This window comes from Streptomyces sp. (assembly GCF_036524955.1).
Taxonomy (GTDB): domain Bacteria; phylum Actinomycetota; class Actinomycetes; order Streptomycetales; family Streptomycetaceae; genus Actinacidiphila.
In genome coordinates, this window is record NZ_DATDBG010000295.1 from 1 (window position 1) to 14,121 (window position 14,121).

Genomic DNA, 14,121 nt, shown 5'->3' on the forward strand with positions numbered 1-14,121 from the left:
GGGACCCGCGCCGCCGTCGCGCGCGGGGTGCAGCCGCAGGCCGGAGCCGGGGTCGACCGTACCCCTGCGGGCCTGGCGGGTTCAGCCCGGGTGCACACCGGGAGTGAGGTGGAAACGCTCCGGAACGGTGAGCCGCCGGCGCTCGTGCGGTGGGACGCCGTCCCGGCGTTCGAACCAGGCGAGCAGGCGTTCGTGGGCCTGCCGGTCGCGCTCCCGCGAGGCGGGCTCCGCCTCGTCGGAGGTCATCTCGCGCAGCAACACCCGGACGGGTCGGCCCTCCTCGTCGCCGGGCACCACCGCGAGGACGGAGAACCGGGACTGCGGCAGGAACACGACCTCGGGCTCCTCCGCCGGTCCGCCGAAGACGGCGGTCCGCCGGCCGGTGGTCGACCAGACGCCGAACTCCACGGCCGTGCCCAGCCCGACGTCGTGCGCGGGGACACCGGCCACGGGGGCCGGCTCGGTCAGGACGCTGCCGGGCCGGTAGGCGTCCACGATGCCGTCGTCGGCCGGTGCGCCCAGCAGGACGGCGCCGTGGTGGCTGGGCAGCATCCGCAGCCCCGGGCCGAGGCAGCGCAGCACAGGGGTGAGCGGCCCGTCGCCGGCGCCGCGGGCCGCTGCCACCAGGTCCGCCCGTGAGGCGGGTTCCGCGGAGTCGCAGTGGTGGACCAGGACGGCCACCAGGCCGGGCCTGACATCCCCCCGCTGGGCCGAGCGAAGCCCGGGCAGCCGGGTCGTCAGGAGATCGGTCCGGCTGGCCAGACGGTGGTAGCGGCTGCCGAGCAGCGCCTTCAGCGCCTCGCGGTCCTCCGGCCGGCCGTCGGCCGAGGGGACGCCGGGCCGGGACGCGGCGTGGGCGGTGTTCCCCTCACTCCCGGACGGGGGCATGCCGTGCGCGTCAACCCGTCCGCCCTGTTCGCGGCCCTCGTCCGGTGCGGCGCGTTCATCCGGTGCGGCGGGGGCGTCCGGTACGGCGCGGTGGTCCGACGTGTGGTTCTGGTGGGGCGTGGTGGGTTCGTCCGGTACGGCGGGGGCGTCCGGTACGGCGTGGTGGTGGTCGGGTGCGGCGCGGTGGTCCGACGTGTGGTTCTCGTGGGGCGTGGTGGGTTCGTCCGGTACGGCGCGTTCGCCCGGTGCGGCGGGGGCGGGGTCGAGCGGCGGGAGCGGTACGTCGACGACCGTACGCGCGAACTCACGGGCCACAGGCGGCTCCGGCTCGGCCGCCCGCGCGGTCCCGGGGCCGTCCGCCCCGGGGGCGGAGGGAGCCTGCGGCGGCTCTTCGGACCCGAGCCATTCCATCGTGTGCAGCCGCGTGAGGAAGCGTCCGACTGCCTCGGCCCCGGTGCCGGCCGTGCTGTACAACAGCAGACCGAGGCGGTGGTCCGCCCCGAAGTCCGGCAGCGCCTCCAGCACGGGGCCCAGACCGCTCCACAGCTGCTCACCGACCGGGCGGTGCCGCTCGCCGACGATCAGCAGCGGCCGGCGCGGGTCCGGCTGGCGCAGCCGGGGCGAGGTGTCGTGCGGCGGCCCCTCGGGCCGGAGCCACAGACCGGCGGGGACGGCCTCCAGGACCCAGCCCTCCAGGGCCCGGTACATCGCGGGTCCGAGGGGTTCGAGCTTGGGGAGGCGGCGCCAGACGGAGCTGACGACGCGTCCGCGGGCCGGGGACGCGGTGAGCGCGAGCAGCACCGGCTCCCAGGTGGGGGAGCCGTGGAGGTCGAGAAAGGTGGTGGTGTGCCCGTCGGCGGTGGCGACGGAGAGCCCGACGGCGGCCCGGACGTCCCGGTCGAGGTGGTCGGCGAGCGCCACGGCCATGCCGACCAGCGCGGACGGCTCGGCCCAGGGCGCGCTGAGCAGCAGTTCGCCGCGTTCCTCGCTCTGCGCGCCAACGGCTGCCACGAGCTCGGCGGCCGAGAGACGAGGCTCGTCCGGGCTGCCGACGGCGACGACGCGGGTGCCGTGCTCCGCGACGGCCAGGGCGACGGCCGTGGGCGGGGCGGCGGCCCCCTGCGCGGTGAGCCAGCAACCGCCGGGGAACGGTACGGCAGAGACCCCGGCCGGGAGGGCGGTGCCGGTCGGGGCGGCAGCGGTGCCGGTCGGGAGGCCGGCGGTCCACGTGGGGGCGGCGGCGTCCCCGGTCGGGAGGCCTGCGGTCCGGGTCGGGGTGTCCGTGGCACTCGTTGGGGTGTCGGCGGTCCGCGTTGGGGTGTCGGTGGGCCTGGTCGGGAGGGCAGCGGTCCGGGTCGGGGTGTCCGCGGTGCCGGTCGGGGCGGCAGCGGCGCCGGACGCGGTCGGCGGTGCGCCGCCGTCCGTGCTCGCCGACGGCTCCGTACTCGTCGCGGGCCACCGGGCGTCGACCGGGTCGGACCGTCCGTCCGGTTCGGTGAGCCACCACGAACCGGAGCCTGCCCCGGAGGCGTCGGTGACCAGGAGGGTTCCGTCCGTTTCGACGGAGACCAGGCCGTCGGGTGCGAGAACCGGCAGGCCCACGGCGCGGGCGACCGCCGCACAGGGACGCCGGCCGTCCGACGCCGCCGCGGCGAGCCCGGAGGCGGCGAGCACCAGGGTGGTCGCGTGGCGCTCGGCGGCGAGCCGTGCCAGGGCGGGCAGTTCCCGGCGCAGGACCGGGGCCGCGTCCGGCGCGGCGGCCAGGACCAGCAGGGCGCCGGGCGTGGGCGGCAGCGTACGCAGAGCTTCGGCCAGGGGGTCGTCACCGTCGCCCGCGGGTGCGATGACCAGGTGTGGGCCGACGGGCCGGAGCACCGACCCGGTGCCCGGGCCGGCCCCGGGTCCACCGGTGAGGGCCGTGGCGGGCCGCGCCGTCGTCGTGCTCATCGGGTGCCTCCGTCCTTGTCCATCAGACCGGTCTGGACCTGGACCGTGCGCCGTCGGGTGATGTACATGCCCCGGCCGGCGGGAAGGACCTTCGGCCGGACGCCACCGAAGAGGATGCCCTCCGAGGGCGGGCAGGAGAGCAGCACCGCGGGGGTGTTGACCTCGGTGAGCTTGCGCAGCAGCGGATCGGCCAGGCCCCGTGCCGCGCCGTTGACGGAGCGGGCGACGATCACGTGCAGGCCGATCTCGGCGCCCTGGGCGAGGTGGTCCAGGACCGGGGCGAACGGGTGGGCTCCCGATGCGGAGATCATGTCGTAGTCGTCCACCACGACGAACAGCTCCGGCCCCTGCCACCAGTCACGCAGTGTGAGCCGGTCGGGCGTGATGTCGGCCGAGGGCACCCGGTTGACCAACGCCTTGGCGGCGCCGTCGACGATCTGGCGCAGGACGTCCACCGAGACGGCGTACCCGAGCCGGTAGGCCTCCGGCACCGTGTCGTAGAGCTCGCGGCGGAAGTCGACCAGCATGATCCGGGCCTCGCCGGGGGTGTACGCGTTCATGACCGCGGTGGTGATCAGCTTGAGCACGTTGGTCTTGCCGGACTCGCTGTCGCCCAGCACCATCAGGTGCGGGTCCTGTCCGAAGTCGTGCCACAGCGGTGCGACGTCCTGGTCCTCCAGGCCCACCGGGACCTGCAGTCGGCCGCGCGGCGCGGGGAGTTCGGACGCGGGCAGGAGGAGCGGGAGCATGCGCACCTCGGGGGCCCGCGGGCCGCTCCAGTGCTCGGCGACCGCGTCGACCAGGTCGGCGACGCCCTCGCCGAGGTCGTCGGTGCTGCCGGAACCGTCGGTCCGGGGCAGGGCGGTGAGGAAGTGCAACTGGTCCTCGGTCAGGCCGCGGCCGGGGATCCTGGGGACCTTGCCGGCCGCCCGCATGTTGACCATCGAGTCGACCGGGTCGCCCAGGCGCAGCTCGAACCGGGTCTGCAGCTGGTCGCGCAGCGTGCTGGAGATCTCGCCCCACCGGGTGGTGCCGATGACCAGGTGCACGCCGTAGTTGAGACCGCGCTGCGAGATCAGGGTCAGTGCCTGGGGAAGGTCGGGGAACTCCTGCCGGACGGTGTTCCAGCCGTCGATGACCAGGAAGACGTCGCCGTGCGGATCGTCCGGCAGCTCACCGGCGGCCTTGCGGCGGCGGAACGAGGCGGCGGAGTCGATGCCCCGCTCCGCGAAGTACTTCTCGCGCCGGGTGATGATGCCGCTCACCTCGGCGACGGTGCGGTTCACCCGCTCGGCGTCGTGCCGCCCGGTGACCCCGCCGACGTGCGGCAGACCGCGGAGTGAGGAGAGCGTGCCGCCGCCGAAGTCCAGGCAGTAGAACTGGACTTCGCGGGGGGTGTGGGTGAGGGCGAGACCGGTGACGAGGGTGCGCAGCATGGTGGACTTGCCGCTCTGCGGGGCGCCGGCGACACCGACGTGGCCGCCCGCGCCGGACAGGTCGGCCGTCAGCAGGTCGCGCAGCTGCTGGAACGGCCGGTCGACCACACCGATCGGCACCCGCAGGCTCCCGCGGCCTTCGCCGTTCTCGGTGGTCAGGCCGTAGCGCGGGTGCGGGGCCAGCGGCGGCAGCAACTCGTCGAGGGTCGGGGGGACGTCCAGCGGCGGCAGCCACACCTGGTAGGCGGGCGGCCCCGCGTCGTACAGCCGCTCGGCGGCGATCTCCAGCAGCGAGCGGGTCTCCTCGGCTTCCGGCTCCGTGACCTGCTCGACCGCCGGGAGCCGTCGGGGTGCCACGTACTCGGTGTCGTACGCCACCACCTGCCCGGCGACCACGGACTGCTGCGAGGCGCGGCGCCTGAGCTTGTACGCGCCCGACACGTAGGCGGCCTTGAAGCGGGTCAGGGTGGAGATGTCGCTGCGCAGGAAGCCGTTGCCGGGCTGGGAGGGGAGCTGGTAGGCGTCGGGTACGCCGAGCACGCCGCGGCTCTCCATCGCCGAGAAGGTGCGCAGACCGATCCGGTAGGACAGGTGGGACTCCACCGCGTGCACCCGGCCCTCGTCCAGCCGCTGGGAGGCCAGCAGCAGGTGCACGCCGAGCGAGCGGCCGAGGCGGCCGATCATCACGAACAGGTCCATGAAATCCCGGTGCGCGGCGAGGAGTTCGGAGAACTCGTCGACGACCACGAACAGGGTGGGCAGCGGTTCCAGCGGGGTGCCGTTCGCCCGGGCGGTCTCGTACTCCAGCAGTGAGGAGTAGTTGCCGGCCGCGCGCAGCAGCTCCTGACGCCGGATCATCTCGCCGTGCAGGGCGTCGCGCATCCGGTCGACCAGCGCGGCCTCGTCGGCCAGGTTGGTGATCACCGCCGAGGTGTGCGGCAGCCGGTCCAGGCCGAGGAACGTCGCGCCTCCCTTGAAGTCCACCAGGACGAAATTGAGGATCTCCGAGGAGTGCGTGAGCGCCAGCGCGAGCACCAGGGTGCGCAGCAGCTCGGACTTACCGGAGCCGGTGGCGCCGATCAGCATGCCGTGGGGGCCCATGCCGCCCTGCGCCGACTCCTTGATGTCGAGGTCGATCGGCGCGCCGTCGGGCCCGATGCCCAGCGGCACCCGCAGCTTGTTGCTCTGGTTGCGCAGCGCCCAGTGCTGGTGCACGTCGTACCGGTGGAGGTCGTGGATGCCCAGCAGCGAGGTGAGGTCGAAGTCGGTCGCCAGCGGCTCGCTGGAGTCGGCGGCGTCCCCCATCCGGTACGGGGCCATCAGGGTGGCCAGCCGCCGGGCCGCCTGCGGCGACAGCGCGTCGGGACGGCCCAGCCGGGTGATCTCGTCCTTGCGGTTGCGGTCGGCCCCGACCATCTCCAGTGAGCCGTCCGAGACCCGCAGCCGCAGGGTGACCGGGGTGTGCTTCCACTCCACGGCGTCGCCGAGGTCGATCACCGTGGCGTTGCGGTAGCCCGCCGTCGTGGCCCGATGCGGGGAGCCGGACCGCACGCCGTCCAGGACGAGCACCGTGTACGGCTCGTCCCGGCTCGGCTCGGCGTCGGGCTCGTAGGGCGGCCGGGCGGCGAAGTCCTCGCCGAGCAGTTGTTCCAGTTCGCCGATCGACCCGGCCACCATCCGCAGCGGTCCCGCGCCGTCGGTGTCCACCGGGTGCAGGGCGTGCGGCAGCCACTTGACCCACTCCCAGTCGGCCCGCCGGCCGGGGCCGGCCACCACCGCGATCCGCAGGTCCGCCGGGGCGTGGAAGACGGTCAGCTGCCCGATCACCGCCCGGACAACGGCCCTGCTCTGCTCCGGGTCCTCCGCGCGCAGCAGGACGTGCGCGAAGCCGCGCAGGTGGATGGCGATCGGCTGGTCCAGGACGGTTCCGTACGCGTGGATGAAGCGCCGCAGGGCGTGCGCGCACAGCGGTTCGAGATCCTCGACCGGCTTGGTGGCCAGCGGTGCCAACCGGACCGCCAGCCGCTGCCCGCCGACACCGATCCGTACGTCGCTGAAGTCGGGGTGGGAGATCCGCCGTTCCCACAGCCGGCGGGTGCGCACCAGCGAGGCCAGCTCCTGCGGCGCGGGGTTGCGCCAGGCCAGGGCCGCCTGCTGCATGGCGATGTGCTTGCGGACCTGGCGGCGCATCTGCGAGAGGTAGCGCAGGTAGTCACGGCGATCGCCGCGGAGCTGCGTCTTGCGGTCGGTGCTGCTGCGGATGAGCTGGGTGACCAGCATGCCGACCGCGGAGAGCGCCATGGTGCCCATCGCCACGTACGTCATGACCCCGCCGTTGGGGCGCAGGAAGATGAACACCATCGACAGTGAGCTGAGCGCCATCGGCACCATGGTGATCATGTTGGAGACATTGCTCTGCTGCTCGGGCAGGATCGGGGGCTCCTGGAGCTGGATCTCCCCGTCCGGCATCTCAGGACCGGGCCGCCGGGCCGGGCGGTTGACAAGCACCACGCTCAACGAAGGGCTCCTTGTTCCTGGACGGCCGGGACGGTCCCGCCCCCAGGAGGGACGGCCGCCGGCTCCGGGCGGGTTCACCCGCTGCCGTCCCGGCGGGCCGCACGCCGTCCCGCCTCCGCGTCCGTGTCCGTGTCCGCGGCCGGCGGCCGAGCGGCGTCCGCGCCCCGTGTCCGGCCCCATTCGGGTTCGCCGCCGTCGCGGGACGGGCACGGCAAGGGAGGTCACGGTTGTGTCACCGTCGGTCCGACGGCGCCGGCTGATCAAACCGGAAGCGCCCGTGCGTCCGTAGACGCCGGTGACGAACCACCCGACCCGGCCGGACTTCCGGCCCAGCCTCCCAAGGATCCGTCCATGTCCGTGCGCCGTCCGCTCGCCGCCAGCGCCCTGCTCGCCACCGCCGTTCTCACCCTCACCTCCTGCTACGCGACCGCCGAGCCGGAGCCCGAGCCGTCGTCCTCCGTCTCCGCGAGCGCCGGCGCGCCCGCCGCCTCGACCGCGCCCGGCGCCGCGCCCGCCCCGGCCGGAACCGAGGGGACCGCCACCGCTCCGTCCGGAACCGAGGCGTCCGCGTCCGCTCGGGCCACCGGGTGCATGGCTGCCCAGCGCCCCGGACACGAGGTGATCAAGGCCGGCGCGGCCACCGCCGCCCGGGTGACCGCCACCGCCACCATCTACGTGTGCGGCCCGGAGGTCACCGACGACGGTTACTACCGGGAGAGCGACACCGCCGCCAACCACCCGTTCGCCGCCGGGGCGACCGCCGAACTGGTCACCACCGACAGCGCCGGTGCCGTCTCCACGGCGGCCGTGCCCCTCGCCTCGCTCATCTCGCATGTCAACGACTGCGCCGCGCAGCGCCGGGTGGCCCGGCCCTACGGCTGCTTCGGCGGCTTCTACGACGTCACCGTCGACCGCTCCGGCGCGATCACGAAGGTCAGCGAGGTCTACCACCCCTGACGGGGCCGCGGACGGGCGGTGCCGGCAGCCGTACGGTCAGGGCTGACGGCGCGGTCCGACCAGGCCGGAGGAGACCCGCACCGGCGCCGCCACGGCGGCGTCGGCGGCCCGCCCGTGCGGTCCGCCGAGGCGCCGGACGTCCTCGGCGATCTGCTCGACCGACGCCACGTCGTGCCGGTCGGCGAAGAGCGCCGAGGCCCGCTCCAGGTGCTCCAGCGCCTCCTTCCGACGCCCGAGACGCTCCAGCAGCAGGGCGAACCGCCATTCCGCGGTGGCCTGCATCCGGGTGTGCCCGATCGCGCCGGAGACCGCGATGGCCTCCGCCCACAACCGTTCGGACTCCTCGGCCCGGCCGAGCCGGCGCAGCGAGTCGGCCTCGCTCACCAGTGCCGTCAGATAGGCGTTGGACGAGGGCAGTCCCGCCAGGATGGCCCTGGCCTGCCGGGCCCGCTCCAACGCGGCCGAGGCCTCACCGGACTCCAGCAGCACCTGGGACATGGTGGCCAGAGTCAGTCCCTCGGCCCGCTCGTCGCCCAGGCGGCGGCTCTCCTCCAGGGCCAGCCCGAAGGAGCGCAGGGCCGTGTCCCGCTCGCCCAGCGCCACCTCGACCAGGCCGAGCGCCAGGCGGCTGCGGACCAGGTCGACCGAGAGGACCAACTGCTCCTGATGCCGGACCGCCTTCCTCAGATGCTCTCCTGCTTCCGCGGGGCGACCTTTCTCGTTGAGGGCCGCGCCCACCGCGGCGAGCATCCGCCCCCGGGCCTCCGGCTCGGTGGACCGCTCGGCGGCGCGCAGGCCGGCCTCGACGCAGGTGAGCCAGGCGGACAGCGTCCCGCTGCCCTGGTAGAGGGTGACGGCCGCGTCGGCCAGCCGCCAGGCGAGCGAGCACTCCCGCTCCCCCTCCGCGGACTCCACCAGGGCCCGGACGGTGACCTCCTCCCTGCGGAACCAGTCCAGGGCCTGGCCCGTGCCGCCCACCCGGGGCAGGGCTTTCGGCATCCGGTCCGACCGGTCCGGCGCGGCGGGCTGGTGCAGGGTGGTGAACGATCCGGCGTGCACGGTGGCCGCCAGGTAGTGTTCGAGCAGCCGCTCACCGGCCGCCCGGCGCTCTCCGCCGCTGAGTTCGGTCTCGCTCAGCCGCGCCGAGTACAGCCGGACCAGGTCGTGGCTGGCGAACCGCCCGGGGCTCACCTCGGATATCAGGTGGAAGACGGACAGGGTGCCCAGCGCGTGACGGGCGGTCGGCTCGTCCCGCCCCAGCAGCGCGGCGGCGGCCGTCGGTTCGATCTCCACCCCGGGGTGCAGGGCCAGCAGCGCCAGCAGCCGAGCCGCCTCCGGAGTGAGCTGGTGGAGGGTGGCGCCCAGGGCGGCGGTGACACTGGACTCGCCCGCGGTGTCCAGCAGCTCCAGCCGCATCCGCTCGTCCTCCAGCTCCTCGACCAGATCACCGATGAGCCAGGCCGGCCGCGCGGTGAGCCGGGCCACCGCGATCCGCAGGGCGAGCGGCAGCCGGTCGCACAACTCGATCAGGCGCAGCGTCATCTCCGGCTCCGCCCGTACGCGTTCCCCGCCCACCAGCCGCTCCACCAGCTCCACCGAGTCGGACACCGGAAGCGCGCCGAGCGAAAGCGTGGCCGCGCCCTCCAGCACCACCAGGTCGCTGAGCACGTTGCGGCTGGTCACGACGGTGGAGCTGTCGGCCCCGGCGGGGATCAGCGGGCGGACCGACTCCGCGTCGGGGGCGTTGTCCAGCACCACCAGCAGCCTCAGCGACTGGGTGACGGACCGGTAGAGCTGCTCGGTCCTGACCGGCTCCTCCGGGATCTCCGTCTCGGGCACCCCGAGCGACTGCAGGAAGCCGCGGCAGGCCAGGTACGGGTCGACCGGCCCCGCCTTGTCCAGGCCCCGCAGGTCGGCGAAGAGCCGGCCGTCGGGGAAGCTGTCCGCCCGCTGGTGCGCCCAGCGGAGCACCGTCGCCGTCTTGCCCGCGCCGGCCGACCCGGTGACCACGACGAGCCCGCTCCCTCCACGTCCCGGGGCGCACTGCGCGTCCAGCCAGTCGGACTCCGCGCAGCGGCCGACCAGCCCGCCCTGCAGCCGGGGCAGTTGGTGCGGCACCGCACGCGGTGGCACGGCCGCCGGCGACCCCGCGAAGAGCAGCGGCCCGTGGGGCGCGGACGCGGGTACGGCCGGCTCCGCGGCGTCCCCGTAGGCGAGCGCGTCGGCCAGCGCGGCCTGGAGCGGGGGACCGGGCAGTACCCCGAGCTGCGCGGACAGCAGCTTGCGGAATCGGTGGTAGGCGGCCAGGGCCTCCGCCTGGCGGCCCTCCTGCAGCAGACAGCGCATCAGGTGCGGGACCAGACGCTCGCGCAGGCCGTCCTCGCGCAGCGCGCCCTCCAGGGCGGTGGTCGCCTCGCCGCCGCGACCGCAGCGCACCAGCCGCTCAGCCCATGCGCCGAGCGCCCGCAGCCGGGCCTCCGTCAGCTCCGCCACCCACCGGTCCCGCAGCTCGCCCTCCGGCACGCCGGTGAGCGGATCACCGCGCCACAGGGCAAGAGCCCGGCCGAGCAGGGCGGCGGCCGGCTCGTCCGCCGCCGGCTTCGCCTCGGCGACCAGCCGCCCGAACTCGTGCACGTCGACCTGGGCCGCGTCGCCTCGCAGAAGATAGCCGGGTACCTGGGTGACCAGGGCCAGCGATGTCCCGTCACACAGTTTGCGGAGCCCGGCGACGTGACCCTGCAGCGCGGCCCGGGCCTGCGGCGGCGGCCGGCCGTCCCAGACGAGGTCGAAGAACCGCTCGACCGGCACCACCCGGTTGATCTCCATGGCGAGTACGGCGAGCACCGCGCGCCGCTTGCCGGCCGGTACGTCCAGTGGTGTTCCCGCCGCCGAGAAGAACTCCACCGAGCCCAGCAGCGACACCCGCATACCCACCACGCCCCATCCACAACCGACGTCCGCCCGCACCGCGGACCGAACGACACAGATACCGGCGAAGCCGCGCCGGCAGCGCCGTTCGGATGGGTCGAAGATTTTCTCACCAGGACGGTCCCGTCAAGCGTCACCGCGACCAGGCAACCCGGTCCAGTGTGACCTGCGAAGATTTCCTCCACAGGTCGTCCGTGGTTCACCGGCGTCACAGGTTTCGGTGCCGCGTTCAGCCGGCCGCCGGGCGGGGCGTCGACCTGGCCTCGGCCTTCGCCAGTTCGCGCCGCGCCTCGGCCGCCAGGGCCGAGCCGGTACGGTCCAGGAGCGCCACGGCCGCCCGCAGTGGTTCGCAGGCCTCCTCGGCGCGGTCCAGAGCGAGCAGCAGGGTACCGAGCAGCCGCAGGCTCTCGGGCTCGCGGGCAGCGTAACCGAGCCGGCGGAAGGTCTCGGCCGCCGAGCGCGCCGGCGGCAGGGCCTCCGACACGCGGCCGAGCCGTTGCAGCAGCCGCGCGCGCATCAGGACCAGCCACACCTGTTCGTTGTCGGGGGCCTCGGCGAGCAGGTCCAGACCGGCGTCGGCGTGCTCCAGCGCCTCCTCCAGCCGGCCGGCCGCCGGCAGGCAGCGGCTGAGGTGGTAGTGAGCCAACGCCTTCGACCGGGTATCGCCGAGTGCGTCCGCGATCCGCGCGGCCGTCTCCAGGGCTTCCTCGGCCGCTTCGTGCGGACCGCCGGACTCCACGTACCCGACCCCGAGCCGCATGAAGGTCACCAGCCGGTCACGCGGCTGCGGGACGTCCTGCTCGCGGGCCCGTTCGAGCGCCCCGATGCCCTCCGCGGTGTGCCCGGCCTCGACGAGCGCGACCCCCAGGGCGCTGTGCGCGTGCGCGACGCCGTCGGCGGACCGGCTCGCCACGGCGGCCCTCAGCCCGGCCCGGCACACCTCCACCCACAGCTCGGCGGTGCCCGCCAGGTAGTAGAACATGTAGACGTTCTGGGTCAGCCGGTACGCCCGGTCGTACTCACCCAGGCGCATCGCCTCGTGCAGCACCGCCCGCACCAGCGGTTCGTGCCGGCCGAACCAGGCCACCGCGCCCGCCGCCGTGCCGATGCCGCGCGGGAGCCCGGCGCCGGCGGTGGCAGCCGGTTCGAGCAGCCACGGGTACGGGGCCAGTGGCCGGGCGCCCTCGCCGGCGGCGGCCACGCAGTAGTCGATCAGCCGGCACCACACGGTACGGGTCTCCGCCTCGCCGCACGTCTCGGCGAGCAACTGCCGGGCGTACAGGCCGACCAGGTTGTGCCGCCGGAACCGGCCGGGCCGGGTCTCCTCCAGGACGTGCAGCGCCGCAAGCACCCCGAGCGACCGCCGCGCGGCGGACAGCCCGCTGCCTGTCAGCGCCGCCGCGACACAGGCGTCGAGTTCCTCGGCCGGCAGCAGGCCGAGCAGGGTGAGCAGCCGGGCGGCCTCGGGCGGAAGGAGGCGACGGGTGACGGTCATCGCCGCGCGCACCCCGACCCCTCCGGGTATGCCCAGGCCGGCCAGCCTGGTCCGCTCGTCCCCGATCTCCTCGACGGTCTGCGCGACCGTCCAGTGCGGCCGGGACAGCAGACGGGAGGCGGAGATCCGCAGCGCCAGCGGCAGCCGGTCGCACAGCTCGACCCAGCGCAGTACCGCCTCCGGCTCCGCCCGGACTCTCGGTGCCCCGACCACCGCCTCCACCAGTGCGACCGCGTCGTCCGTCGGCAGCGGGGCCAGGATCAGCCGGGGCGCCCCGTCGTGGAACTCCAGCTCGGAGAGCGTGGACCGGCTGGTGACCACCACCAGGCTGCCCGCCGTACCGTCGGGCAGCAGTGCCCGCACCCCCGCGGCGTCCCGGACGTTGTCCAGCACGACCAGCAGCCGCCGCTGTGCCATCAGCCGCCTGAACAACGCCGTCCGCTCGGCTTCCCCGGCCGGCACGTCCCCGCCCGTCACGCCCAGGGCCCGCAGGAACCCGGCCACCACCACGTCGACGCCGACCGGTTCCCCTTCGCCGAAGCCCCGCAGGTCGGCGAAGAGCTGACCGCCGGGGAAGCGCTCGGCAACGTGGTGCGCCCAGCGCACCGCCAGCGCGCTCTTGCCGACCCCGGCGGGGCCGACCACGGCGACCACTCCGCCGGGCTCGGCGGCGGCGCGGTCCAGTGCCGAGAGCTCCTCCGTACGGCCGACGAATCCGCTGGTCCGGCGCGGCAGTTGCCGGGGCGCGGCGGGCAGCTCCGGGGCCCAGGGTGCGGGCGCGTCGGCCCCGCGAGAGATCCGGGCGAGCGCGTCGTCCAGCAGCGGTCCGGGCTCGGCCCCCAGTTCGACCGCGAGCCCCTCGCGGGTCTGCTCGTACAGTTCCAGGGCGTCGGCCCGCCGCCCGGTCTGCTGCAGGCAGAGCATGAGCAGCCGGACCAGCGACTCGCGCAGCGCGTACGCCCGGACCGCGAGGGTGAGCCCGGGGACCACCTCGTCCGCGCGGCCCAGCAACAGCAGCCGTTCGGTGAGCGCCTCCAGCGCCCGCACACGGCGTTCGGACAGCCGTTCCGACAAGGCGGGGCAGACCGCCTCGCCGGTCGGCGCGGTCACCACGTCGCCCCGCCAGGACTCCAGGGCGCGGACCAGCAGCGCAGCCGCCGTCCCGTCGTCGCGGGTGGCCCGGGCGTGGCTCACCAGGTCGTCGAAGCGGCAGACGTCCACCTGGGCGCGGTCGCCGCCCAGCCGGTAGCCGGCGCCGGTTGTGGTCAGGTCCAGCCCTTCGCCGAGGAGCCTGCGCAACACCGTGATGTGCCCCTGCAGGGCCGCCCGCGCGGTCGGCGGCGGGCTGCCGGCCCACACCTCGTCGGCGAGCCGCTCCACCGGCACGGTCTCGTTGAGGTGCGCGGCGAGCACGGCGAGCACGGCCCACCGTCTGGGTCCTCCGACGGCGACCGTCCCTCCGTCCCCCGACCGCAGCTCGGCCGGCCCCAGCACCAGGACGTCCACAGCCCTCCAGCATCGTCGCACCCGCCTTCGGCCAGGCAGGACGATACTCCGGCCGGCCCCGGTGTGAACCGTCGGGGCAGGCCAGGACGTTCCTCCCTCGTCGGTCCGAGCGGGCCGTCGAAGGACGTCCTCGATCTGGTGAGGCGGTGGCCCGGTGGGATGTGCGCCACCTGCTCGCTACTGTGGGGCGGAAACGGTCCGACGGGCGAGGGGGCCTCGGTGAGCGAGGAAGAGCGGGCGCGGAGGGCTGACGCACGAGCTCCTGGAGTGGGCGGCCGAGGGACGAGGCCGCCCGCGGAGGGAGTGAGCAGGAAGACCGACCAGAAACCCGGTAGGGCTGACGCACGAGCTCCTGGAGTGGGCGGCCGAGGGACGAGGCCGCCCGCGGAGGGAGTGAGCAGGAAGACCGACCAGAAACCCGGTAGGGCTGACGCCCGGGTTCCTGGA

The 14,121-nt window shown here is 74.8% G+C and carries 5 protein-coding genes; 1 reads left to right on the plus strand and 4 read right to left on the minus strand.

The annotated features are described in order from the left end of the window. Positions 1–81: 81 nt before the first annotated feature. Both VIW71_RS23455 and eccCa read right to left on the minus strand, forming a co-directional pair. Positions 82–2,835 (minus strand): hypothetical protein, encoded by a 2,754-nt coding sequence (locus VIW71_RS23455; RefSeq protein ID WP_331624537.1) that lies wholly within the window; start codon positions 2,833–2,835, stop codon positions 82–84. Next, positions 2,832–6,788 carry a type VII secretion protein EccCa gene (gene eccCa / locus VIW71_RS23460; RefSeq protein WP_414720819.1) on the minus strand — a complete coding sequence of 1,319 codons (3,957 nt, stop codon included), beginning with the start codon at positions 6,786–6,788 and terminating at the stop codon, positions 2,832–2,834. The genes VIW71_RS23455 and eccCa overlap by 4 nt, the downstream gene beginning before the upstream one ends. Positions 6,789–7,139: 351 nt before the next feature. Between eccCa and VIW71_RS23465 the strand changes: the two genes are divergently transcribed. Continuing rightward, positions 7,140–7,745 (plus strand): hypothetical protein, encoded by a 606-nt coding sequence (locus VIW71_RS23465; protein ID WP_331624538.1) that lies wholly within the window; start codon positions 7,140–7,142, stop codon positions 7,743–7,745. A 36-nt stretch (positions 7,746–7,781) separates the two neighbouring features. Here the strand turns inward: VIW71_RS23465 and VIW71_RS23470 are convergent, their stop codons facing one another. After that, positions 7,782–10,673 carry an AfsR/SARP family transcriptional regulator gene (locus VIW71_RS23470; RefSeq protein ID WP_331624541.1) on the minus strand — a complete coding sequence of 964 codons (2,892 nt, stop codon included), beginning with the start codon at positions 10,671–10,673 and terminating at the stop codon, positions 7,782–7,784. A 229-nt stretch (positions 10,674–10,902) separates the two neighbouring features. Then, positions 10,903–13,674 carry an AfsR/SARP family transcriptional regulator gene (locus VIW71_RS23475; protein ID WP_331624539.1) on the minus strand — a complete coding sequence of 924 codons (2,772 nt, stop codon included), beginning with the start codon at positions 13,672–13,674 and terminating at the stop codon, positions 10,903–10,905. Positions 13,675–14,121: the final 447 nt, after the last annotated feature.